Genomic DNA, 20,528 nt, shown 5'->3' with positions numbered 1-20,528 from the left:
CATGGAGGTACGCGATCTGCATCCGTGGCCGGACACGCGGGAGGAGGCGGAGGCGATCCAGGACCGGCTCCGGCCGCTGCTCGACCTGGACTCCCCCGGTCCGGTCCGGCCCCGCACGGTCGCCGGGCTGGACGTCTCGTACGCGGGCGACGGCGGCGGCACCGGGACGCGGCTGGCGGCGGCGGTCGTCGTCCTGGACGCCGCCACGCTGCGGGTCGTCGAGGAGTCGGTCGCCGTCGGGACGGCCGCGTTCCCGTACGTCCCGGGCCTGTTCGCGTTCCGGGAGCTGCCCACGCTGGTCGAGGCGCTCCGGAAGCTCGGCACGCCGCCCGACCTCCTCGTCTGCGACGGGTTCGGCGTCGCGCACCCGCGCCGGTTCGGCCTCGCCTGCCACGTCGGGGTGCTGACCGGGCTGCCCGCGATCGGGGTCGGCAAGACGGCGTTCGTCGGGGCGTACGCGGCGCCGGGCGGGCGGCGCGGCGACGCGAGCCCGCTGACGGCGGGCGGCGAGGTCGTCGGGCGGGTGCTGCGGACGCAGGACGGCGTCAAGCCGGTGTTCGTGTCCGCCGGGCACCGCACCGGCCTCGACGACGCGTGCCGGATCGTCCTGGAGCTGGCGCCCGACCACCGGCTGCCGGAGACGACGCGGCGCGCGGACCGCCTGTCCCGGGACGCGCTCCGGGGCTGACCCCCCTCTTGTTCGCCAACCAAGCGTTCGCTAGTTTGACGGGCGGTGCCGCAGGACGAAGGAGCGTTGATGGGACAGCTGGACGGCAAGGTCGCGCTGATCACCGGCGGGGCGCGCGGGATGGGCAAGGCGCACGTGCGCCGGTTCGTCGCCGAGGGCGCGAAGGTCGTGTTCGGCGACGTCCTCGAAGAGGAGGGCGCGAAGCTCGCGGCCGACATCGGGGACGACGTCCGGTTCGTCCGGATGGACGTGACGAACCCGGACGACTGGGAGAACGCCGTCCGCACCGCCGTCGACGCGTTCGGCGCCCTCAACGTCCTGGTGAACAACGCGGGCATCATGCGGCACAAGCGCATCGAGGACATGGCGGTCGAGGAGTTCAAGCAGGTCCTGGAGGTCAACCTCGTCGGGCAGTGGCTCGGCGTGAAGTCGGTGACCGCGGCCATGCGGGACGCGGGCGGCGGCTCGATCGTGAACGTGTCGTCGACCGAGGGCTTCATCGGCGCGTCCGGCCTCGCCGCCTACAGCGCCAGCAAGTTCGGGATCCGCGGGCTGACGAAGGCCGCCGCGCGCGAGCTCGGCGCGGACGACATCCGGGTGAACTCGATCCACCCCGGCGGCGTCCTGACCCAGCTCTCGCTGCAGGAGGACGTCGTCGCCGCCACCGCCGACAGCGCCGACGCCTTCATGAACGCGCTGCCGCTCAAGCGCATGGGCAAGACGAAGGAGGTCTCGGGCCTCGTCGTCTACCTGGCGTCGGACGACTCGTCCTACTGCAGCGGCAGCGAGGTCCTCGTGGACGGCGGAATGCTCACCGGCGCGGGGTACTGACCGCCGGTTCGGGCGCGCGCCGCTCCGTCCACCCCTCGACGGCTTCGAGCTGCGCCGCGAGGGAGATCAGCGTGGCCTCGTCCGAGTCGTGGCCGAGGAGCTGCGCGCCGATCGGCAGGCCGTCCCGGGTGAGCCCGGCGGGCACGTTCACGCCGGGCCACCCGAGGACGTTCCAGGTCCACGCGTACGGGCAGGCCGCCGCCACCCCCGACTGGGTCCTGCGGTACCCGGCCCCCTCGAAGGCCCCCACCCGCAACGGCGTCGACGCGGTGGTGGGGGTGAGCACCACGTCGGCGTACCGGAAGATGCGCCCGGCCCTGCGCCACAGGTACGGGTCCATCTTTCGCACCAGCGGCAGCAGCCGCCTGCCGACCACCCGCCCGATCCGGGCCTCGACCTCCGTGCGGGCCTCGGGCCGCGGGTCGACCATCGAATCGATCCAGTCGGCGACACCGGCCGTCCCGCGCGGGATCAGCCCGAGCCCCACCGGCCCGTAGTCGGGATCGGCGGGGAACACCTTGTGCCCCAGCTCGGTCAGCCGCCGCGCCAGCCGCTCGACGCCCGCGCGGATCTCCGGGTCGAGCCTGCCGCTCACGCCGAACGCCGTCCGGTACGACACCGCCACCCGCAGCCGTCCGGGTTCTCGCTTCGCCGCGTCGACGAACGGCCGGACCGGCGGGTCGAGCCGGTAGGCGTCCTCCGGACGGCTGCCGGTCAGCACGTCGAGCAGCAGCGCGGCGTCCTCGACGCTGCGCGCCAGCGGCCCCCACACCGTGATCCCGTTGAACGGGTCGGTGTGCGGGAACCCCGACACCCTGCCCCGCTGCGGCTTGATCCCGACCAGCCCGGTCCAGGCCGCGGGGATCCGGATCGACCCGGCCCCGTCGGAGCCCACCGCCGCCGCGACCATCCCCGCCGCGACGGCCGCCGCCGAACCGCCCGACGACCCGCCCGGCGTGTACGCGGGGTTCCACGGGTTCCGCGCGGTCCCGTACTCGGGCGACTCGCTGAACGGCCAGAGCCCGACCTCGCACGTCGTCGTCTTGCCCACCACGATCGCCCCGGCCGCCCGCAGCTTGCGCACCACCTCGGCGTCCTCACCGGCCACCGGATGCCGCCCCCCGACGGCGAACGGCGTCGTCTCCCCCGCCAGGTCCGTGTCGTCCTTGATCGCGACCGGGACGCCCAGCAGCGGGCGCCGCTCGCCGTCCCGGAGCCGCTCGTCGGCCGCCGCCGCCTCCCGCAGGGCCGCCTCCTCCCGCACGACCCGGAACGCGCCCAGATCGTCCCGCCGCCGGATCGTCTCCAGCGACGCCCGCACCAGCTCCGTGGACGAGACGTCGCCCTCCTCCAGCGCGTTCGCCTGCCCCGCGAGCCCGAGGTCCATCCGGCCACCGTCCTCTCGTTCGTTCGAACGAACGATACCGAGCGACCGCGTGATCGGGAAGACTGGACGGCGATGAGCGCCCGCGACCAGATCCTCAGCGCCACCCTCCGCCTGATCGGCGAGCAGGGCATCGGCGCCGTGACCAACCGTGCCGTCGCCAAGGCGGCCGGCGTCTCCCTCGGCTCCCTGACCTACCACTTCCCCAGCCAGGACGCCCTGCTGCGCGAGGCGCTCCAGAACTTCGTCGACGACGAGATCGCCCGCATCACCGCCCGCCTCGCCGAACTCGCCGACGCGGGCGTCGCGCCCGGCCAGGCCCCAGACCAGGTCGAGAAGGCCGTCCTCGACTTCGCGCACGGCCCCGAGGAGCTCGCCAACCTCGAACTGCACCTGCACGCCGCCCGCGACCCCGGCATCCGCGAGACGTCCGCCCGCTCGGTCGCGGCCTACGACCGCCTCGCCGCCGCCGTCCTCGCCGCCCTCGGCATCCCGGACGCCGAACGGCACGCCCCCGCCGTCGTCGCGCTGCTGTACGGCCTGGCGATCCGCCGCCACGCCACCGGCGACACCACCGCCGGAGGCACCGCCGACGCCTTCCGGCTGCTGCTCTTCGGTGCGCTGCCCCGGGAAAGCGGAACCGGCCCGCACGGTCCCAGAGCGGGGTAAACGGGACCGTACGGGCCGGATCCTGTCTCATCAGGAACCTCGGCCGGGGGCGGGCCCGGCCTCCGCTTCGCTTTCCGCCAGAGCACCTCCGCGGGTCTGCGATGTGACACCTAGAGGTAAGCACCCGCGCGCCCGCCCGTCCCGCCCCTTAAGCCTCCCTTAGGGATGCACTGAGCCGGACTTATGCGATCAAGCTCTGAGCACCGGGTTCGCGGGCGGGGGTCGGCGCGCGCGGGTCAGCGGGCGTGGCGGCGGCGGACGAGGCGGCGGGAGCGGCGGGGCGGCGGCAGGTACTTCGTGCGGAACCACATCTGGATCTGCGCGCCGCCCAGCACCGAGGTGTGGATGCGCAGGTGGCCGCCGGTGGACTCGGCGGCGCGGCGGGCGATGTCGAGGCCGAGGCCGGTGGAGCCGCCGCCGCTGCTGCCGCGGCGCAGCGCGGCGTCGGGGTCGGCGCCGCCGGGGCCGCCGTCGGCGACGAGGATGCCGGTCAGGCCCTTGCCGATGTGCAGGGTGACGGCGAAGCCGGTGCCCTCGGCGGTGTGCCGGAACACGTTGCCGAGCAGGGCGTCGACGGCGGCGGCGAGCTCGGTGCCCGGCAGCGGGAGCGGCGCCGCCTCCTGCGCGCCGATCAGCTCGCAGCCGCGGCCCTCGTCCTCGGCGAGCACGGACCAGAACCCGACGCGCTCCCGCAGGACCTTCGCGGCGTCGCAGCTGCCGCGTCCGGTGGGGCGGCGGACCGCGCGGATGATCCGGTCGACCTCGCGTTCGATGCGGTCGACGGCCTCGCGGGTCTCGTCGGCGACGGGACCGGGGGCGAGCGCCTCGACGTTGAGCCGGAGCGCGGCGAGCGGGGTGCGCAGCCGGTGCGACAGGTCGGCGGCCATCTCCCGCTCGGCGGACAGCAGCTGGACGACGTGGTCGGCCATCGCGTTGAAGGCGCGGCCGACCTCGATGAGCTCGGGCGGGCCGTCCGGTTCGACGCGGACGCTCAGCTCCCCGTCGCCGAACGCGGCGGCCGCCACGGCGAGCCGGCGGGTCGAGCGGATCATCCGGTTGCCGAGGCGGTCGGCGACGGCGACCGAACCGGCGACGAGGGCCGCGGCGACGGCCGTCATGACGAGCCACGCCTCCAGCACGCCGCGGGACATGTCCGCCGACGGGACGAACACCTCGATGACCGTGCTGCGCCCGGCGTCCAACGCGACCGGCTGCAGGAGCGCGTACCCGCCGGGCACGCGGACGGTGTAGGAGCGCCCGCGCCGCCCGGCCCGGTCCAGATGGCGGGGGTCGGCGCCGACGCCGCCGCCGCGGCGGGCACGGTCCCGCCGCCCGGCAGGTGCAGGGTCATGCGGCCCGCGGCGCCCGTGCGGGTGCTGGCGACGGCGCGTTCGAGGGCGGCCGGGTCCCGGGTGACGGCGAGCACGGGGCCGAGGGCGCTGGCCTGGCGTTCGGCGGCGGTGAGGGCGCGGTCCCGGGCGATCTCCCGGACGGTGAGGGCCAGCGGGATCAGGAACGCGAGCGCGACCATCGAGGTGACCGCGAGGGACACCAGGACGAGCGTGCGCCTCATGACCGTTCGGGCGGGGCGAGCCGGACGCGACGCCGCGGACCGTGTGCAGGTACCGGGGCGCGGCGGCGGTCTCGCCGAGCTTGCGGCGCAGCCACGACAGGTGCACGTCGATCGTCTGGTCGTCCCCGTACGCCTGCCGCCACACCTCGGCGAGCAGTTCGCGGCGGGCCACGACGCGGCCCGGGCGGGCGGCGAGGTAGGCGAGCAGGTCGAACTCGCGGCGGGTGAGTTCGAGCGCGGCGCCGTCCAGTCCCGCCTCGCGGCGGTCGAGGTCGATGTGCAGGCCGCCGACGTTCAGCTCGGCGGACGGGCCGGACCGCGCCGACCGGCGCAGCACGGCGGCGAGCCGGGCGTTGAGGACGTCGGCGGAGAACGGCTTGACGAGGTAGTCGTCGGCGCCCGCGTTCAGGATCCGGACGATCTCCGGTTCGTCGTCGCGGGCGGTCGCGACGACGACGGGCACGTCCGACACGCCGCGGAGCATCTTCAGCACCTCGGCGCCGTCGAGGTCGGGCAGCCCGAGGTCGAGGACGACCACGTCGGGCGGCTCCTGGGTGACCTCGCGGAGGGCGTCCATCGCCGTCCCGGCGCTGCGCACGGCGTGCGAGCGGGCGCCGAGCTCGCGGATCAGGGCGGCCCGCACGTCGGCGTCGTCCTCGACCACCAGAACACTTGCCATGGCGGAACCGTATGCCACCATGTGCCAATGCGTCGCGTGATGTCGTATGTCGCCCCGTGGGTCGGGGTGACCGCGCTCGCGGTGACGCTGTCGTGGCTCGGCGTCCGGGACGTCGTACGGGCCACGGTGTCGGAACGGGCCGCGCCGCCGCCGATCGCGGGACCGGTGATCCGCGCGAGCCCGTCCGACGGGCCGACGGCCGGCCCGACGGCCCGGCCGGACGAGCGCGCGTCCGCGCCGCGGGGGAACGTCCGCAGCTACGCGGTGCAGGGCGGGCAGGCCGCGATGTCGCTGGACGGCGGCGAGGTGCGGCTGGTGTCGGCGACGCCGAACCCCGGGTTCGACACGCGCGTGACGCAGTCCCGGGGACGGCTGCGCGTCGACTTCCGCGCCGACCGCCGCACGTCGTCGATCATCGCGTCCTGGCGCGGCCACGAACCGACGATCAAGGTGTACGAGTACTGACCCGCACGGTCGTGCCGAAGCGGTGGATCGTCCCGTCGCGGCCGTTCGGCGGGCGTCCGGGGTCGCCGGACCGAGCGAACGACAGCCAGGCCGCGCGCATCTCCGCCGCCAGGGACGCGGGCGGTTCCGCCGGGCCGAGCAGCCCCCGCGGCCCGACCAGCCCGGGGAGGTCGAGGCGGCCGAACACGAACGGGACCTCCACCGCGTGCGCCGCGCCGAGCAGGCCGTCCACGGCGGGCGACCGCCACGCGAACTCGTACACGTGCGCGGCGCCGTGCGCCTCGGCCAGCGCCCGGCTGCCCGCGCCGAACAGCGCGTCGCCCAGGATCGCCGACCGCAGCTCGCCGTGCCCCGCGTCCGGCCGCCGGGCGCGGTGCGCCGCGACGAGCGCGTCCGGGTCGGCGTGCACGGCGGCCGCCGTCTCGCGCACGTCCCGCGCGGTGGAGGACGCCAGGTTCCCCTGCGGCGCGAGGTACAGGTTGCCCTCCTCGGCGTTGGTGCCGACGAGGAGGTCGACGTCCGCCAGCCGGCTCCGGGCGGGCTGCCGGTCCAGGACGAGGCTGAACCGGCTGAGCCCGACGAGGGGGTCGAACAGGTCGTCCGTCCGCAGGTCCAGCCCGCCGAGTCCGGGCACGACCTCGACGAGCCGTTCGTCGGGGACGTCCGCGAATCCCGCCGCCGTCGGCGCGACGCCGAGCGCCGCCGCGGCCGCGCCCGTCACCCGGGCGGCCTGCTCGGGGGCGAACGCGCCGAGGCCGCTGCCGCTCTGCACGATCGCCCGCCGGACCAGCCCGTCCGCCGCGCGCGTCGCGAGGACCCCGGCGACGATCGTGGCGCCCGCCGACTGGCCGAACAGCGTCACGTTGCCCGGGTGTCGCCGCCGAACGCCCCGATGTTGCGCCGGAGCGCGAGCGCGGCGACGACGTCCAGCAGCCCCCGGTTGCGGGGCGCGCCCGGCAGGTCGAGGAAGCCCGCGACGCCGAGCCGGTAGCCGACCGTCACCAGGACGACGCCGTCGCGGGCGAACGCGGCGCCGTCGTACAGCGGGGCGTTCGGCAGACCGCGACGAACCCGCCGCCGTGCACGAACACCATCACCGGACGGCGTCCGGCGCCGGGGGCGCCCACACGTTCACCGTGAGGTGGTCGTCGCCGGGGATCCAGCCGGGCCCGAAGTACGGCGACATGTCGAGCGCGCCGAACGCGTCCCGGCGCGGTTGCGGCGCGGTCGGGCCGAAGGCGCGGGCGTCGCGCACGCCCGTCCACGGCTCGTGCGGACGGGGCGGCGCGAAGCGGCCCGCGCCCCGGGGCGGCGCGGCGTACGGGACGCCGAGGAAGCGCCGCACGTCGCCGCCGTCCCCGCGGACGTCGCCCGCTTCGGTGGTCACGATCGGATCGGACATCATGCTGCTCCTTCGATACGAGCGAACGGCCCCCACGACTTGATGGCGAACCCGTCGCCGTCCCGGGCGACCTCGGCGGCGCCGTGCCCGCCCAGATGCGCGGGCAGGACGAGCGCACCGGTCTCGTCGGCGCGGCCGAACAGCCGCCGCCGCGTGGCCCTGGCCTCGGCCGGGTCCTCGCAGAAGCAGCTGTTGACGTCGGTCTCCACGATCTGCAGCGGCGTGTGCAGCAGGTCGCCGACGAACAGCGCCCGGTCCGTCCCGGACTCCAGCGCGAGCACCGACGACCCGGGCGTATGGCCGGGCGCGAGTTCGAGCCGCAGGTTCCGGTCGATCACGTGCGAGCCGTCCCACAGCCGTACCTGCCCCGCCTCGTGCACCGGCGCCACGCTGTCCTCGAACACGTTCTGGTTGCCGCGCCCGAGCACCGACGTATTGCCGTTCTCGGGATTCCAGAAGTCGAAGTCGCGGCGCGGGATCAGGTAGGTGGCGTTGGGGAACGTCGGCACCCACGCGCGGTCGTCGAGCCGGGTGTTCCAGCCGACGTGGTCGACGTGCAGGTGGGTGTTCACCACCAGGTCGACGTCCTCCGGCCGGACGCCCGCCCTCTCCAGTTCGCCGAGGAAGTCGGTGTCCCGGCGGCTCCACACCGGCGCGTAAGGACGGTCCTTGTGGTTGCCGACGCCGGTGTCGACGAGGATCGTGCGGCCCTCGCTGCGCAGCACCCAGGTCTGGATCGCGGAGACGCACGTGTTCGACGCGGGGTCGACGAAGTCCGGCGCCAGCCAGGACCCGTGGTCCCGCCACGCCCGCTCCGGCGCCTCGGGGAAGAAGACGTCCGGAGACATCTCGACCGACCCGTAATACTCGACGACCCGCGTGACGGTCACGTCACCGAGCACGATGTCCTGCATGGAAGATCCCGTCCGTTCTCGTGGGGTTTCCACCAGCCTGACCCGCCGTCGGCGGCGGCCACCAGCCCGCGTCGTGGGTATGCACGGCAGAGGCAGGCTCGCTCCCGCGAATGCGGGCATACTCGACGTCATGGCGGTTTCGGCGCAGCTCAGCGAGTTCCTGCAAGCACGACGGGCGCTGCTGCGTCCCGAGGAAGCGGGCGTGGTGCCGTTCCCGGGACGCCGCCGTGTGGCGGGGCTGCGCCGCGAGGAACTCGCCCAGATCGCGGGCGTCAGCGTCTCGTACTACACGCGCCTCGAACAGGGCCAGTCGGTGAACGCGTCCGAAGGCGTCCTCGACGCTCTCGCCACCGCCCTGCGGCTCGACGAGCACGAACGCGCGCACCTGCACCGGCTCGCGTCCCGGCGCCCCCGCCCCCGCGCGGAGCCCCCGGCCGAGCACGTCGACCCCCTCACCCGCGACCTGATGCGCTCCTTCGGGGACGCACCGGCGCTCGTCGTCGGCCGCCGCACGGACGTCCTGACCTGGAACCCGCTCGCGCACGCCCTGCTCGCCGGGCACGTCGACCGCACCGCGCCCGATCGTCCCGCCGAACGGCCGAACCTCGCCCGCATGCTGTTCCTCGACCCGCACACCCGGGAGCTGTACGCAGACTGGGAACGCAAGGCCCGCGCCGTCGTCGGCAACCTGCGCCAGGTCGCGGGCCGCCACCCCGAGGACGCCCTCCTGGCCTCGCTGATCGGCGAACTGTCGATGAAGTCCGCCGAGTTCGCCGCGCTGTGGAGCGACCACCGGGTCAGGCCCTGCGAAGCCGATTCGTACCTGCTGCGGCACCCGCTCGTCGGCGAACTCACCGTGACCCAGCAGAACCTCGCCATCGCCCGCTCCCCCGGCCAGTCCCTCGCGGTGGTCACCACGGAGGAAGGCTCCGGCTCGGCCGACACGATCGAACTGCTCCGCACCTACACCGCCTGAAGGACCATGGGCAACCTCTTCACCGCGCTGGGGACCTCCGCCGAACCGGGCGAGCTCCCCCTCACCAACGGCGGCACCAACGTCTTCTTCGACGTGATCACCTTGGCCGGGTGCCCGCTCGCGGAGTCGTCCTGGGAACGCAACCTCGTGCTGCATTTCGCCGACGGGCACCGCATCGGCTACGGCTGGGCCGGCTTCGACCTGAGCGCACTGCCATGGACCGTGAACTGGCCAGCCGAGAAGGCGTTCCTCCTGCGCGTGCTAGACGTCGCGATGACCCGACACGGCTGGGAACGGCTCGCCTACGATCCTCCCTACACGATGAACTACCTCCGCCGGTACCACGCGATGGTGGACGGATGGCCCGCGCCCGTCGCCGTCCGGACACGGCGACGCGCGAGGACTGGCGCGTCCCGCCGCCTCCCGAACACCTCGACCCCTGCCCCGAACACGCCGTCTACCAGGGGACGCTCGGCTGCCGCCTCTGCGACCCGTGGATCCAGCCCATCCCGGACGCGTGACCCTCACCGACCGCGAATCCACGCGACGACGGCCCGCACGTCGACCGGCCGCGAGGTGTCGACGCGCAACGTCGGCCCCACTTCGAGCGGCCGAGCCGTGTGCCGTCGGCTCGCCCACTCGTCGTCCGTCAGCGGTTCGCCGTGGATCGGGTGGCGCGGATGCCGGGCCTCGAACCGCCGCCGCGCGGTCTCCAACGGGACGTCGCACCAGACCTCGACCGTCCCGGGGTCACCGGCCCGGCGCAACCCGCGCACGACGAGTTCGCGGACGTCCGTCGGCCAGCAGGATTCGAGGACCGCACCGGCGGGCGCGTCCGTCAGCAGCGCCCACATGGTCTCGCTCGCCGCGGCGCCGAGCGCCGAATTCCAGCGGCGCTGCGGAATCCCGGGCGGCCCGGCGCCCAGCACGTCGGCGTGGGTCTCCTTGATGACGTCCTTGCTGAGCAGCGGCAGCCCCAGCCCGCGTGCCAACTCCCGGGCGAGGGTCGTCTTCCCGGCCCCGGGCAACCCGTTGACCAGCACGGCGAGCGGCTCCGTCATGCACTCATACTGACTGGTCCACCAGGTGGGCGTCCCAGACCGCGGCCGCTTTCTCGTGGGAATCGACACCGGAGAAGAAGGCATCAGCCAGAGGGGCGAGGTCGGGGTCGTCGACGCCCGTGACCTCAAGGAACTTGGGCCGGTACACGGCGAACCCCTCGGGAGCCGCCTGCGGCCGGTAGGGGACGGCCATCTTCAGCGATCGCCGGGACGGCACGTACTCGACGGCCTCGACGATCAGCGCGTCGACGCGGGCCGTGTCGAGGTTGAGGTAGGCGTCGATCACGAGGACCGCGCGGACCCAGTCGTCCCGACCGGTGCGCAGCGCCTCCTGCCCGGCCGCCGCACCGTCCGCGACGTCGTCGTGCACCAGGCGGTCCATGCCCCGGTCGCCGTTCGGGTGCTCATAGGCGAGCATCGGGATCAGCATCTCGCCGTCCGAGACGCTCCAGACACCGTGGGCAGCGAAGAACCCAGCCATAACGGCCATCTCATGCATGGTCCGGGAGCGTATCGGCCCAGGACGACAGAACCGATCAGAGCAAACGAGTCCCGTCGTGGACGCGCACGAACGGCCCACCTCCCCGGAACGCGTCAAGGACGCGGATCGCACGGGCCTCCGGCATCCGGCGTCGGACCTCGTCGAGGCCCAGCCACGCGACCGCCGCCGCCTCCTCCGTCGCGTGCCCGACCCCTTCGATGACATGGCAGCGAAAGGCGAGCGTGACGACCCCCAGCCGCATGTTCTTGTAGACGCCGATGAGCGCTTCCGCCTTGACGGCGACACCGGTCTCCTCGAACACCTCGCGGACGACCCCGGCCTCGGGTGTCTCGTCGAGTTCGAGCACACCGCCCGGCGGCACCCACCGTCCGTCGTCCCGCCGCTCAATGGCCAGGACGCACCCGTCGTCGCGCACCACGATGCCGGTCAAACTGACCGAGTGCAGCGGCGACTCACCCGCCATCGCGGGCCGCGGACCGGACCGCCTCGCGGAGGGCGGCGCGAGTGAGCAGGAGGACCGGCCCTTCCGGGTCCTTGCTGTCACGAATTGCCACCGTGCCGGGGAGGCCCGCCATTTCGACGCAGTCACCGCCGTTCTCTCCGCTTCGGCTCGACTTGCGCCAGGTGGCGTCGCTCAGGTCCATTTCTCAAGCGCCTCTTTCATGACCTCGCGTGACATGTCCTCTGGGAGCGCCCTCGCTCGCAACTCTCGCAGCGCGGACGAGATGGGCGTCAGGTCGGCTGGGTTGTCGGTCGTGAGACCGCGAACGATCGTCTCCATGTACGCCACCTCGCTGCGGTCCTCCATGGTAGCCACCACGAAGGCGCCCCCGGTTCCGGTGGGGCGCCAATTGTTCCGCACCACCTGAATGATGATGTTGGGAAGTTCGCTCTGGGCAATCAGGTGCGCCACCTGCTCTTGCATCACCTCGGCTGAGCCGATGGCGTAGTGGAGCACCGCCTCGCTCAAGAGGGCCGTGAGCATGGTGGGAGGCGGGTCTTCTCTGGTCAGGATGCTCTGACGCGCGAGGCGAGCTTCTACAGCTTCGTCATTTCCGAGAAATGCGTGAGCGTAGTTCGAGGTCTGCAGGAGCCCGGGAACGATCGTGTGCTGCCATGTGATCAACTCGATGGCGTCGGCTTCGATCTGTGGCCAGTCGAACCAGATCGGGACCGATGGCCGTCCTTGTTCAGGTCCTCCCACAGGCTGACGAGCGCCCCACCCGCTTCGAGGTAGTCGTCCACCAGTTCCACGTAGGCTCGTGTGGCGCGCTTCTTACCGGCTTCGATCCTGCTCACTTGGGCGGGACTGACCTTCGTCAGGTGAGCGATCGTCTCCTGCTTGATGCCCTTGGCTTCCCGCAACCGCCGCATCTGGCGTCCGAGCGCGACGAGGGCGGGGGATTCCTGGGGACGCTGACGCCGTACCGCCATGATCGTTTACCTCTCTCGGTAACTTGCACCTACGGCGGGGGCCCTGCTCTTGGTCTCCACTTTGCAGCGGCATGCCAATCCTAGCTCCGGTAGTGGCTGAATGTGCGTCATCAACAACACACGGTGATGGGAGCTCGACATGACCGAGGCGACGCACGCGGAGATGGTGGTCAAGCGCCACCTCAGGTCGGTCGCGGAGGTGCGCGGGTTCGTGCGGCTGGTGCTCGGGGCGACGGACGCGGACGACTTCGTCCCCTGTCTGGTCGCGAGCGAGCTGGTGACGAACTCCATCCGGCACACGACCGGGACGGACGACGTCACGTTCCGGATCGGCCGCAACGAGGACGGCTCGCTGTGGATGGAGGTGCAGGACTCGCTGTGGGAGGAGCCGCGCGTGCAGCGGGCCGACCTCGACGCCGAGTCCGGGCGCGGGATGTTCGTCGTCGAGTCGTACACGCGGTACTGGGGCGTCCGGCCGTTGAGCGGCAACGTCGGGAAGGTCGTGTTCGCGGTTCTCGACCTTTGATCGGCGGGGCCGCTCCTCCTGCGGCCCCGCGGTCGGTCAGGCGAAGCGGTACGTGGTCGTCGAGCGGTACTCGTCGTCCGGGCGGAGGACGGTCGAGGGGAACGCCGGGTGGTTCGGGGAGTCGGGGAAGTGCTGGGTTTCGAGGCAGAAGCCGGCGCCGCGGTGGTAGGGGCGTCCGGACGTGCCGGTGGCGCGGCCGTCGAGCCGGTTGCCCGAGTAGAACTGGACGCCCGGTTCGGTCGTCGTCACCTCCATGCTCCGGCCGGACGCCGGGTCTTCGACACGCGCGGCCCAGTCGGGCGAGTCGAAAACGAAGTTGTGGTCGTAGCCGTTGCCCAGCTCGATCTGGGGGTGCGGGTCGGTGATGCGGGAGCCGATGGGGTGCGGGGCGGTGAAGTCGAAGGGGGTGCCCTCGACGGGCGCCAGTTCGCCCGTGGGGATGAGGCCCTCGCGGACGGGCGTGTAGCGGGACGCGTTCAGGTGCAGGACGTGGTCGTGGACGGTGCCTTCGCCCGCGAGGTTGAAGTACGTGTGGTTGGTCAGGTTGACGATCGTGGGGGCGTCGGTGGTGGCGCGGTAGCCGATGGTCAGGGCGTTGTCGTCGGTGAGGGTGTAGGTCACGGAGGTTTGGAGCGTTCCGGGGTAGCCCTCTTCGCCGGACGGGCTGGTGTATTCGAGGGTGATGGAGGCGGGTGTGAAGTCGGTGACCGTCCAGACGCGGCGGTCGAAGCCCCGGTGCCCGCCGTGCAGGCTGGCGTCGCCGTTGTTGCGCGGGAGTTCGTGCGTCCGGCCGTCGAGGGTGAACCGGCCGCCGGCTATGCGGTTGCCGTAGCGGCCGACGACGGCGCCGAAGTAGCGGCTTTTCGTGAGGTAGTCGTCGAGGGTGGCGCAGCCGAGGACGACGTTGGCCGGTGCGCCGTCGCGGGCGGGCACGTCGAGCGTCTGGACGACGCACCCGAGGGTCAGGACGCGGGCGGTCAGGCCGCCGCCGTTTTTCAGCGTGTAGCGGGCGACGGGTTCGCCGTGCGGGGTGGTGCCGAAGTCCTCGATCATCGGGTCCCTTTCGTGGAAGGAGGGCCGCGCGCGCCCCCACGCGCGCGCGGCCCTCCGGGTTCAGTGCAGTCTTCCCGCTCCGGCGAGCACCGGCACGAGGTACCGGACGGCCCACGCCGGGTGCACGGTGCGGCGGAGCGTCGGGGTCCAGCCGACGTCCGGGCCCAGGTCGGGTTCGTGGGCCGCGTTGTGCGCGGCGAGGAGGTCGACCGGACGGTGGTCGACGAGGTTGCCGGACGTCCGGATGTCGGTCCCCCGCCAGTTCGCGATGATCGAGGACGCCGGGACGTCCTCCGGCAGGGACATCGAGTTGTGTTCGGCCACGATCGCCGACTCCTTGCCGACGCCGAGCGAGTACTCGTAGCCCTCGGACGGGACGGTGTAGTGGTTGTTGTAGACGTCGACCCGACCGAACCGGACGCGGGGCGCCCGCTGGATCACGCCGTCGAACCAGTTGTGGTGCAGGGTGACGCGCAGTTTCCCTGCGTCGGTTTCGGCGGCGTTGTCGCTGTTGCCGATCAGCAGTGTCTTGTCGTGGTTCGTGAACACGTTCCAGGACGCGGTGACGAGGTCGGCGCCCCGGACGACGTCGAGCTGGCCGTCGTGCACCTGGTACAGGGCGCCGAAGTAGGTCGGGAGGCCGCTGTCGGGGTTGTCGCCGTCGGTGAACGTGTTGTGGTCGACCCACACGCGCGTGGATCCGGACAGTACGAGGTTGTCGTATTCGGAGTTCCACGCGCCGGTGTCGCCGTCGGTCGGGTCCCAGGCGGGGAAGCAGTCGGCCGCGTCCTCGAAGGTCAGGTCGCGGACGATCACGTTGTCGGCGTTCTCGACCTGCAGGCTCACGCCGTCGAGGCGGGCGTGCCGGCCGACGCCCACGATGGTGGTGTTGGACGGGACGGAGATCTCCACCCGTTCGGCCTGCTTCTGCTGGGAGGCGCGGCGGGCCTCTTCCAGCGGGCCGGACGGTTCGTTCTCCCAGCCCCACGTGTCCGGGTCGTACGCCTCCAGGTACGCCGGGAGGCCGTACCCGCCGGTCGCGTAGTCGTCGCAGGTGAGGGGGACGTTGCGGTCGTCGACGTTGCCGTGGATCGTCCCCTTGACGTAGATGATCTTCGGGTCGGAGCCGGTGGCGAGCGCGGCCACCAGTTGCGCCCGGTCGCGCACGGTGAACACCCGGTCGGGGCGCGCGGCGGCGCCTCCGGTGGTGCCCGCTCCCCAGCCGTCCCCGGCGGGGAGCGTCGCGCGTCCCGGGCCGTGGGCCTCGGCGGCGGGGGCGAGCAGCGCGATCCCGCAGGCGGCCGCGACGGCGACGGGCAGGCTTCTCGTTCTCCGCACGGTTCAGTCCCCCTGCCGCTCTTCGAACCCGGCCTGCGCCTCGTTGAACATGCCGGCCATCTCGTCCAGGAACGCCTTCGGCGTCATGTCGCCGAGCAGGACCTTCTGGAACAGCGGCTCGGTGTCGGTCTTGCTGATCGCCGCGAACTCCGGCAGGTAGTACGGCAGCTGGACGATCTTCGTGGCGGGGTCGGCCATCGTCTCGGTCGCGTTCGCGAGCGTCGGGTTCTCCTCGACCCACGGCTCGGCCGCGGAGTCGGTGTTGACGGGGATCTGGCCGACGTTCTCGTTCCAGTGCGAGCAGCTCTCCTTGGACGCCACGAACTCGGCGAACTTCCACGCCGCGTCCTTGTGCTCGGACGAGCGGAACACCACCATCCCGGTGACCGGGTTGGACACGATCACCCGGGTGCCGCTCGGCGACGCGGGGACGGTCGTGCCGACGACCTTGTCGGGGCCGCCGAGCGCCTCGGTGTGGTCCCCGTAGCTGCCGAGGTTGTGCTGCATCATGCCGATGGTGCCGCCGTCGAACTGGGCGACCATCTTGGCGTAGTCGTTGCTGACGTCGGCCTTCGGCGTGTACTTGCCGAACAGCCCGACCAGACGGGTGAGCGCCGCGACGTTGCGCGGGTCGTTGACGGTCGTGCGGCCGTCGGGCGTCCAGAACTCGGTCACGCCCGACTGCCCGTAGACCATTTCGAGGGCCTGCGCGATCGAGCCCGCGCCGCCCCGGATGGTGAAGCCGAAGCGGTCCTTGCCGGGGTCGGTCAGCCGTTCGGCGGCGGTGTAGAAGTCGTCCCAGGTTTCGAGCTTGAGGTCGGCTTCCTTGAACCAGTCGGTCCGGTACCAGACGACGCCGACGTTGCCGCTGTAGGGCAGCGAGTAGAGCTTGCCGTCGGCGGTGGCCCCCTTGACGAGGGTCAGGAAGTTCGGGGCGAGCTTGCCGTTGAGCGGGCTGCCGGAGAGGCGGTCGTCCAGCGGTTCGAGGGCCTTCTGCCCGGCGGTGCTCGCCACGAGGGACGTGTTGAGCTGGGCGACGTCCGGGGTCGCGTCCGAGGCGATCGCGGTGTCGATCTTCTGCTGGACCTGGGCGTGCGGGATGTCGGTGATCTCGATGTCGATGTTCGGGTTGTCCTTCTCGAACTCCGCGATGATGTGCTGCCACAGCGGCGTGAAGGACGGGCCGGCGTTGGTGTTCCAGAAGGTGACGGTCGTCTTGCCGGAGTCGGAGCCGGAGCCGCCGCAGGCGCCGAGGGCCAGGGCCGCGCCGACGGCGAGGGCCGAGACCCGCAGGACGGTCCTGCGTCCGGGGCGTCCGAGCTGGAGGTCGCGTCGGAACATGGATGATCTACCTTCCTGTGGTGACACGGTCGGTTCCCGTGTCCATCTCTGCGGGAGCCCGCGTCCGGACGGCGAACGCGCGGGCGTCGGCGGCGGTGAGGCGCCCGTCGGCGACGAGGGTGACGACCCGGCGGGTGAGCCGGGATCCGGGTGGGAGGAGGACGGGGTCCGCCCAGGCCAGGGCCTGGCCGACGCCCGGGTATTCGGCGGCCCGCACGAACCAGGGGTCGCCGTCGGCGGAGCGGAACACCAGGGTCCAGTCGCGGCCGTCCGGGGCGGTCCCGGCGAGCGCGACCCAGGGGGCGCGGGATCCGTGGACGGCGCTCTCGCCGGACGCGTCGGCGGTGAACGCCGCGAGTCCGGTGCAGGCGGCGGGGGCGCGCCAGAAGAACCCGCCGTAGCCCGCGCCGGCCCGGCCGTTGGTGGCCGAACTGCCCAGCGTGACGTCGGCGTCCGTGACGTTCGTGAGCACGGACGTCAGGTCGAGGGCCCAGTGCCCGTTCCAGGGGACGGCCCGGACGGTGCGTTCCTCGTGCAGCGGTTCGGTGCCGTCGGAGCCGATCCACGCGAGCCGGTGGCCGAGTTCGCCGGGGCGGCGGCCGATCCAGCCGAGGTGCCGCTGGTGTCCGTGGTTGTCGAGCATCCGGGGCCCGGCGTCGCGGACGTAGGTGCTGCCGCCCCAGAAGTTGTGCTTGCGGCCGGGCGTGGCGACGTGGGCGATGGCGACGGAGACGCCGAGGTGGTGCACGTGGTCGGCGGGCTGCACTTCGGTGACCGGGGTGCCGCCGAGGGTGCGCACCGGGTGCAGGTAGGGGCGGGGCGCGCGGTCGCGGGCGAGGTCGGGGTCGATGGTGTACCGGGCGACGTCCCGTCCGGCGCAGCGCAGCGTCTCGGTCATGCGGCACCCGCCCAGTCCGCGCCCAGTTCGGAGAACAGGGCGAGTTCGCGGGCGCTGCGCGCGACGAGGTCCTCGACGCCCGGCAGGGTGCGGCCGTCCGGGACGGCCCGGACGAACCGGCGCGGGATCGGGCGCGGGTCGGGGGCCGTCCGCACCGCTTCGAGGACCCGCATGAACCCGCCCGTCCGGGCGACCGGGACGAGCAGGCCGGCGCGTCCCCGCACGTGATCGGCGAGGTTCGTCAGCAGGTCCGTCCGGCGGTGGACGGTCGTGGCGTCGCCGCCGGGCCGGTGCAGGGTGACCTCGTCGCGGGTGTAGGCGAGGACGATCCGGCCCGTCTCCCCGTGGACGACCAGGTACGGCGGGGTGCTGCGGCGGGCGCACAGCGTCACCGCGACGGTGACGACGGTGCCGTTCGCGGTGCGCAGCCGCAGCGCGGAGGTGTCGTCGCTCTCGATCGGGTTGGCGTGGAACAGTTCGAGTTCGATATCGCGGACGTCGCCGGGGTCCTCGCTGCCGTCGACGGCGAGCGCGGTGGCGACGGCGTGCGCGAACGGGTTGGTGAGCGCGCCGTCCACGACGTCCGCGCCGTCCAGGCGGCGGCGTCCCGACCAGCGCGCGCGGGTGAAGTAGGCGGACGGGCGGTGCCACGAGCCCGCGACGCCGATGCCCCGGACGGCGCCGACCGCTCCCCCGGCGACGAGGTCGCGGACCGCGCCGACCGCCGCCGACCCGAGGCTCTGGAAGCCGACCTGGCAGGCCGCCGGGGACGCGGCGACGTCGGCGGCGAGCCGGGCGAAGTCGGCGAACGTCGCGGTGGTGGGTTTCTCCAGCAGCACGTGGGCCCCGGCCGCCATCGCGGCGCGCGTCAGGTCGGCGTGCGTGTGGATCGGGGTGGCGACGATCGCGATGTCGGCGCCGGTCCGCTCGATGAGGGCGGGCAGGTCGGGGCCCTGCGGGACGTCCGCGCCCGCGACGGGGACGAGGTCGCAGATCCCGGCGAGGCGCACCGGCCCGTCGAGCCGCCGCAGGTTCTCCAGGTGCCACCGGCCGTGGCCGTGCGCACCAGCCAGCACCGCCTTCACGCGATCCTCGTCTCTTCGAGCCGGGCGGCGTCGAACCGCAGGCCGTGCCCGGTGTGGTCGCCGGGGACGAGCTCGCCGCCCGCGATCCGCACCGGATGCGGCTCGGCGAGGAGGCCGAGCGCGGCGAACGAGGCGTCCTCGACGTCCTCGGCCATGGCGGGCAGGGGCAGCGCGCAGGCGAGCTGGCCGGAGACGTCCGGCAGCAGGTGCGGCATGACCGGCACGCCGAACGTCCGGGCCAGCTCGGCGATCCGCAGGAACGGGGTGACGCCGCCGACGCGGACGACGTTGGGCTGGACGACGTCGCACGCCCCCGCGACCAGGAAGTCGCGGAACGCGTGGATCGTCCGCAGGTTCTCGCCGAGCGCGACGGGCACGGGGACGCTCTCCCGCAGGCGCGCGTGGCCGTGCGCGTCGTCGGCCGGGAGCGGCTCCTCGATCCAGTACGGGTCGAAGGGGACGAGCGCGGCGATCGCGCGGCGCGCGGCGGGGAGGTCCCAGCGCTGGTTCGCGTCGAGCATCAGCGGCAGGTCCGGGCCGACGACCTCGCGGACGGCCGCGACGCGCGCGACGTCCTCGGCCGGGTCGGGCCGCCCCACCTTGATCTTGACGGCCGCGACCCCGGCCGCCGCCCAGCGGCGGGCCTGCACGACCAGGTCGTCCAGGGGGTAGTGCAGGTTGACGCCGCTGCCGTAGACGGGGACCCGGTCGCGGCGGCGGCCGAGGGCGTCGACCAGCCCGGTCCCGGCGGCGGTGGCGCGCAGGTCCCACAGCGCGAGGTCGACGGCCGCCATCGCCATGGTCGCGACGCCGCCGCCCGCCTCGTGCAGGTGCCGCCACAGCAGGTCCCAGACGGCCTCGGGGTGCGCGGGCAGCCCGCGGACCGCGGCGCGGACGTCGTGTTCCAGCATGGCGTGGACGGCGTGCGCGCCGATCGCGGGCGTCCACGCGAAGCCGGTGCCGCGGCGGCCGTCGGTGAGCGTCAGCTCGCCGACGACCAGGTGGTTCGCGGGCACGCTCGGGCCCCAGGGCCGCGGCAGCGGCACCCGGTGCAGCGTGCTGCGCAGGTCCGCGATCACGTGTCGGCGTCCACGATCGCGAGGCCGGTCTTGATCAGCCGGCCGAGTTCGGCGAGGTGCTCGGCGGACGGCTCGACGAGCGGGGGCCGCACCGTCCCGGCGTCGAGGCCGCGCAGCCGGACGCCCGCCTTGACCAGCGACACCGCGTAGCCGGGGACGCGGCAGCGCAGTTCGACGAGCGGCGCGTAGAACTCGTCGAGCAGGACGCGGACGAGCTCGCCGTCCCCGTCTCCGTCCTCGTCGTCCAGCGCCCGGCGGAACGCGGTGGCGACCTCCGGGACGAAGCAGAACGCGGCCGACGAGTACAGGCCGACGCCGAGGGCCCGGTAGGCGGGCTGGGTCAGCTCGGCGGTCGGCAGTCCGTTGAAGAACGTGAAGTCGGGGCCGATGTCCCGCCGGACGGCGCGGACGATCCGGGCCATCCGGTCGATGTCGCCCGTCCCGTCCTTGATCCCGACGACGCCGGGGACGCGGGCCAGCGCGGTCGCGGCGTCCGGATCGAGGACGATCGCGCCCCGCTGGTAGGCGATGGCGGGCAGGCCGGACGACTCCTTGCACCGTCTTGCCCTTGCCCCGCCCGTTGCGCGAGTTGCCCGAGTTGTTCCCCGCCGGGTTGTGCTTGTCATAGCC

The 20,528-nt window shown here is 73.2% G+C and carries 26 protein-coding genes; 7 read left to right on the top strand and 19 right to left on the bottom strand.

Annotation, left to right across the window (positions count from 1 at the left end; translation table 11 throughout):
- Nucleotide 1 precedes the first annotated feature (1 nt).
- Nucleotides 2–688 carry an endonuclease V gene (locus tag BJF79_RS02285; protein ID WP_075894771.1) on the top strand — a complete coding sequence of 229 codons (687 nt, stop codon included), beginning with the start codon at nt 2–4 and terminating at the stop codon, nt 686–688.
- Nucleotides 689–757: 69 nt separating this feature from the next.
- Nucleotides 758–1,519, top strand: coding sequence for a glucose 1-dehydrogenase (locus BJF79_RS02280; protein WP_075894770.1), 762 nt, complete (start codon nt 758–760; stop codon nt 1,517–1,519).
- Here BJF79_RS02280 and BJF79_RS02275 read toward each other — a convergent pair.
- Nucleotides 1,500–2,906: an amidase gene (locus BJF79_RS02275; RefSeq protein ID WP_075894769.1), complete on the bottom strand. Its 1,407-nt coding sequence runs from the start codon at nt 2,904–2,906 to the stop codon at nt 1,500–1,502. The two genes, BJF79_RS02280 and BJF79_RS02275, sit on opposite strands and share 20 nt — an antisense overlap.
- A 72-nt stretch (nt 2,907–2,978) precedes the next feature.
- Here BJF79_RS02275 and BJF79_RS02270 point away from each other — a divergent pair, with 72 nt between their 5' ends.
- Entirely contained in the window at nt 2,979–3,572 is a 594-nt protein-coding gene (locus BJF79_RS02270) for a TetR/AcrR family transcriptional regulator (protein ID WP_075894768.1), read from the top strand.
- 236 nt (nt 3,573–3,808) lie between these two features.
- On the opposite strand, the gene BJF79_RS66380 is transcribed toward BJF79_RS02270, so the two are convergent.
- Nucleotides 3,809–5,824, bottom strand: a complete 2,016-nt coding sequence (locus BJF79_RS66380) for a response regulator (RefSeq protein ID WP_410050026.1) — start codon at nt 5,822–5,824, stop codon at nt 3,809–3,811.
- Between the two features lie 39 nt (nt 5,825–5,863).
- Between BJF79_RS66380 and BJF79_RS56975 the strand changes: the two genes are divergently transcribed.
- On the top strand, nt 5,864–6,289 hold the full coding sequence (locus tag BJF79_RS56975; RefSeq protein WP_187356947.1) for a hypothetical protein: 426 nt from the start codon (nt 5,864–5,866) through the stop codon (nt 6,287–6,289).
- Here BJF79_RS56975 and BJF79_RS58130 read toward each other — a convergent pair.
- The 4 genes from BJF79_RS58130 to BJF79_RS02245 all read right to left on the bottom strand — a co-directional run bounded on the left by BJF79_RS58130 (nt 6,270) and on the right by BJF79_RS02245 (nt 8,605).
- Nucleotides 6,270–7,151, bottom strand: coding sequence for a carboxylesterase family protein (locus tag BJF79_RS58130; RefSeq protein ID WP_262401415.1), 882 nt, complete (start codon nt 7,149–7,151; stop codon nt 6,270–6,272). The genes BJF79_RS56975 and BJF79_RS58130 overlap by 20 nt on opposite strands.
- Nucleotides 7,148–7,291, bottom strand: coding sequence for a carboxylesterase family protein (locus tag BJF79_RS58125; RefSeq protein WP_262401414.1), 144 nt, complete (start codon nt 7,289–7,291; stop codon nt 7,148–7,150). The genes BJF79_RS58130 and BJF79_RS58125 overlap by 4 nt, the downstream gene beginning before the upstream one ends.
- 91 nt (nt 7,292–7,382) lie before the next feature.
- Nucleotides 7,383–7,694: a carboxylesterase family protein gene (locus BJF79_RS58120; protein WP_262401413.1), complete on the bottom strand. Its 312-nt coding sequence runs from the start codon at nt 7,692–7,694 to the stop codon at nt 7,383–7,385.
- Nucleotides 7,691–8,605: an MBL fold metallo-hydrolase gene (locus BJF79_RS02245; protein WP_075894767.1), complete on the bottom strand. Its 915-nt coding sequence runs from the start codon at nt 8,603–8,605 to the stop codon at nt 7,691–7,693. The genes BJF79_RS58120 and BJF79_RS02245 overlap by 4 nt, the downstream gene beginning before the upstream one ends.
- Nucleotides 8,606–8,735: 130 nt before the next feature.
- On the opposite strand from BJF79_RS02245, the gene BJF79_RS02240 reads away from it, so the two are divergent.
- Both BJF79_RS02240 and BJF79_RS55050 read left to right on the top strand, forming a co-directional pair.
- Nucleotides 8,736–9,581, top strand: coding sequence for a helix-turn-helix transcriptional regulator (locus BJF79_RS02240; protein WP_075894766.1), 846 nt, complete (start codon nt 8,736–8,738; stop codon nt 9,579–9,581).
- Between the two features lie 359 nt (nt 9,582–9,940).
- Nucleotides 9,941–10,102 carry a hypothetical protein gene (locus BJF79_RS55050; protein WP_158079066.1) on the top strand — a complete coding sequence of 54 codons (162 nt, stop codon included), beginning with the start codon at nt 9,941–9,943 and terminating at the stop codon, nt 10,100–10,102.
- A 3-nt stretch (nt 10,103–10,105) separates the two neighbouring features.
- Here BJF79_RS55050 and BJF79_RS02230 read toward each other — a convergent pair whose 3' ends face one another.
- Genes BJF79_RS02230 through BJF79_RS50395 form a run of 6 tightly spaced genes read right to left on the bottom strand, consistent with a single transcriptional unit; the run spans nt 10,106 to nt 12,578 of the window.
- Nucleotides 10,106–10,642, bottom strand: coding sequence for an AAA family ATPase (locus tag BJF79_RS02230; protein WP_262401412.1), 537 nt, complete (start codon nt 10,640–10,642; stop codon nt 10,106–10,108).
- A 4-nt stretch (nt 10,643–10,646) separates the two neighbouring features.
- A complete protein-coding gene (locus tag BJF79_RS55045) occupies nt 10,647–11,123 on the bottom strand; it encodes a hypothetical protein (RefSeq protein WP_075894764.1) in 477 nt (158 codons plus the stop codon).
- 55 nt (nt 11,124–11,178) lie between these two features.
- Nucleotides 11,179–11,607 carry an NUDIX hydrolase gene (locus BJF79_RS02220; protein ID WP_075894763.1) on the bottom strand — a complete coding sequence of 143 codons (429 nt, stop codon included), beginning with the start codon at nt 11,605–11,607 and terminating at the stop codon, nt 11,179–11,181.
- Entirely contained in the window at nt 11,597–11,788 is a 192-nt protein-coding gene (locus tag BJF79_RS02215) for a DUF397 domain-containing protein (protein ID WP_075894762.1), read from the bottom strand. Before BJF79_RS02215 ends, BJF79_RS02220 begins: the two co-directional genes overlap by 11 nt.
- Entirely contained in the window at nt 11,779–12,270 is a 492-nt protein-coding gene (locus tag BJF79_RS50400; RefSeq protein WP_083733103.1) for a DUF5753 domain-containing protein, read from the bottom strand. The genes BJF79_RS02215 and BJF79_RS50400 overlap by 10 nt, the downstream gene beginning before the upstream one ends.
- Nucleotides 12,267–12,578 (bottom strand): helix-turn-helix domain-containing protein, encoded by a 312-nt coding sequence (locus BJF79_RS50395; protein ID WP_083733102.1) that lies wholly within the window; start codon nt 12,576–12,578, stop codon nt 12,267–12,269. The genes BJF79_RS50400 and BJF79_RS50395 overlap by 4 nt, the downstream gene beginning before the upstream one ends.
- Before the next feature lie 139 nt (nt 12,579–12,717).
- On the opposite strand from BJF79_RS50395, the gene BJF79_RS02205 reads away from it, so the two are divergent.
- Nucleotides 12,718–13,104 carry an ATP-binding protein gene (locus BJF79_RS02205; protein WP_083733101.1) on the top strand — a complete coding sequence of 129 codons (387 nt, stop codon included), beginning with the start codon at nt 12,718–12,720 and terminating at the stop codon, nt 13,102–13,104.
- A 36-nt stretch (nt 13,105–13,140) separates the two neighbouring features.
- On the opposite strand, the gene BJF79_RS52705 is transcribed toward BJF79_RS02205, so the two are convergent.
- The 7 genes from BJF79_RS52705 to BJF79_RS02170 form a co-directional block, all read right to left on the bottom strand.
- The gene (locus BJF79_RS52705) at nt 13,141–14,157 is read right to left on the bottom strand and encodes an aldose epimerase family protein (RefSeq protein WP_075894761.1); all 1,017 of its coding nucleotides are present in this window, start codon (nt 14,155–14,157) and stop codon (nt 13,141–13,143) included.
- A gap of 60 nt (nt 14,158–14,217) precedes the next feature.
- Complete coding sequence (locus BJF79_RS52700; RefSeq protein WP_075894760.1) at nt 14,218–15,495, bottom strand: polysaccharide lyase family 1 protein; 1,278 nt, start codon at nt 15,493–15,495, stop codon at nt 14,218–14,220.
- 3 nt (nt 15,496–15,498) lie between these two features.
- Nucleotides 15,499–16,836, bottom strand: coding sequence for an ABC transporter substrate-binding protein (locus tag BJF79_RS02190; RefSeq protein ID WP_075894759.1), 1,338 nt, complete (start codon nt 16,834–16,836; stop codon nt 15,499–15,501).
- A 7-nt stretch (nt 16,837–16,843) separates the two neighbouring features.
- Nucleotides 16,844–17,734, bottom strand: coding sequence for a PmoA family protein (locus BJF79_RS02185; protein ID WP_075894758.1), 891 nt, complete (start codon nt 17,732–17,734; stop codon nt 16,844–16,846).
- Nucleotides 17,731–18,819, bottom strand: coding sequence for a Gfo/Idh/MocA family protein (locus BJF79_RS02180; RefSeq protein ID WP_075894757.1), 1,089 nt, complete (start codon nt 18,817–18,819; stop codon nt 17,731–17,733). The genes BJF79_RS02185 and BJF79_RS02180 overlap by 4 nt, the downstream gene beginning before the upstream one ends.
- Nucleotides 18,816–19,898 carry a mandelate racemase/muconate lactonizing enzyme family protein gene (locus BJF79_RS02175; protein WP_075894756.1) on the bottom strand — a complete coding sequence of 361 codons (1,083 nt, stop codon included), beginning with the start codon at nt 19,896–19,898 and terminating at the stop codon, nt 18,816–18,818. Before BJF79_RS02175 ends, BJF79_RS02180 begins: the two co-directional genes overlap by 4 nt.
- Nucleotides 19,895–20,528, bottom strand: a 634-nt coding sequence (locus BJF79_RS02170) for a dihydrodipicolinate synthase family protein (protein ID WP_187356946.1), incomplete at its 5' end; no start/stop codon positions are given. The genes BJF79_RS02175 and BJF79_RS02170, both read right to left, overlap by 4 nt.

The organism is Actinomadura sp. CNU-125, from assembly GCF_001942465.1.
Lineage (GTDB): Bacteria > Actinomycetota > Actinomycetes > Streptosporangiales > Streptosporangiaceae > Spirillospora.
Note: the sequence above shows the minus strand (reverse complement) of the source record. Positions and strands in the feature narration are given on the sequence as shown.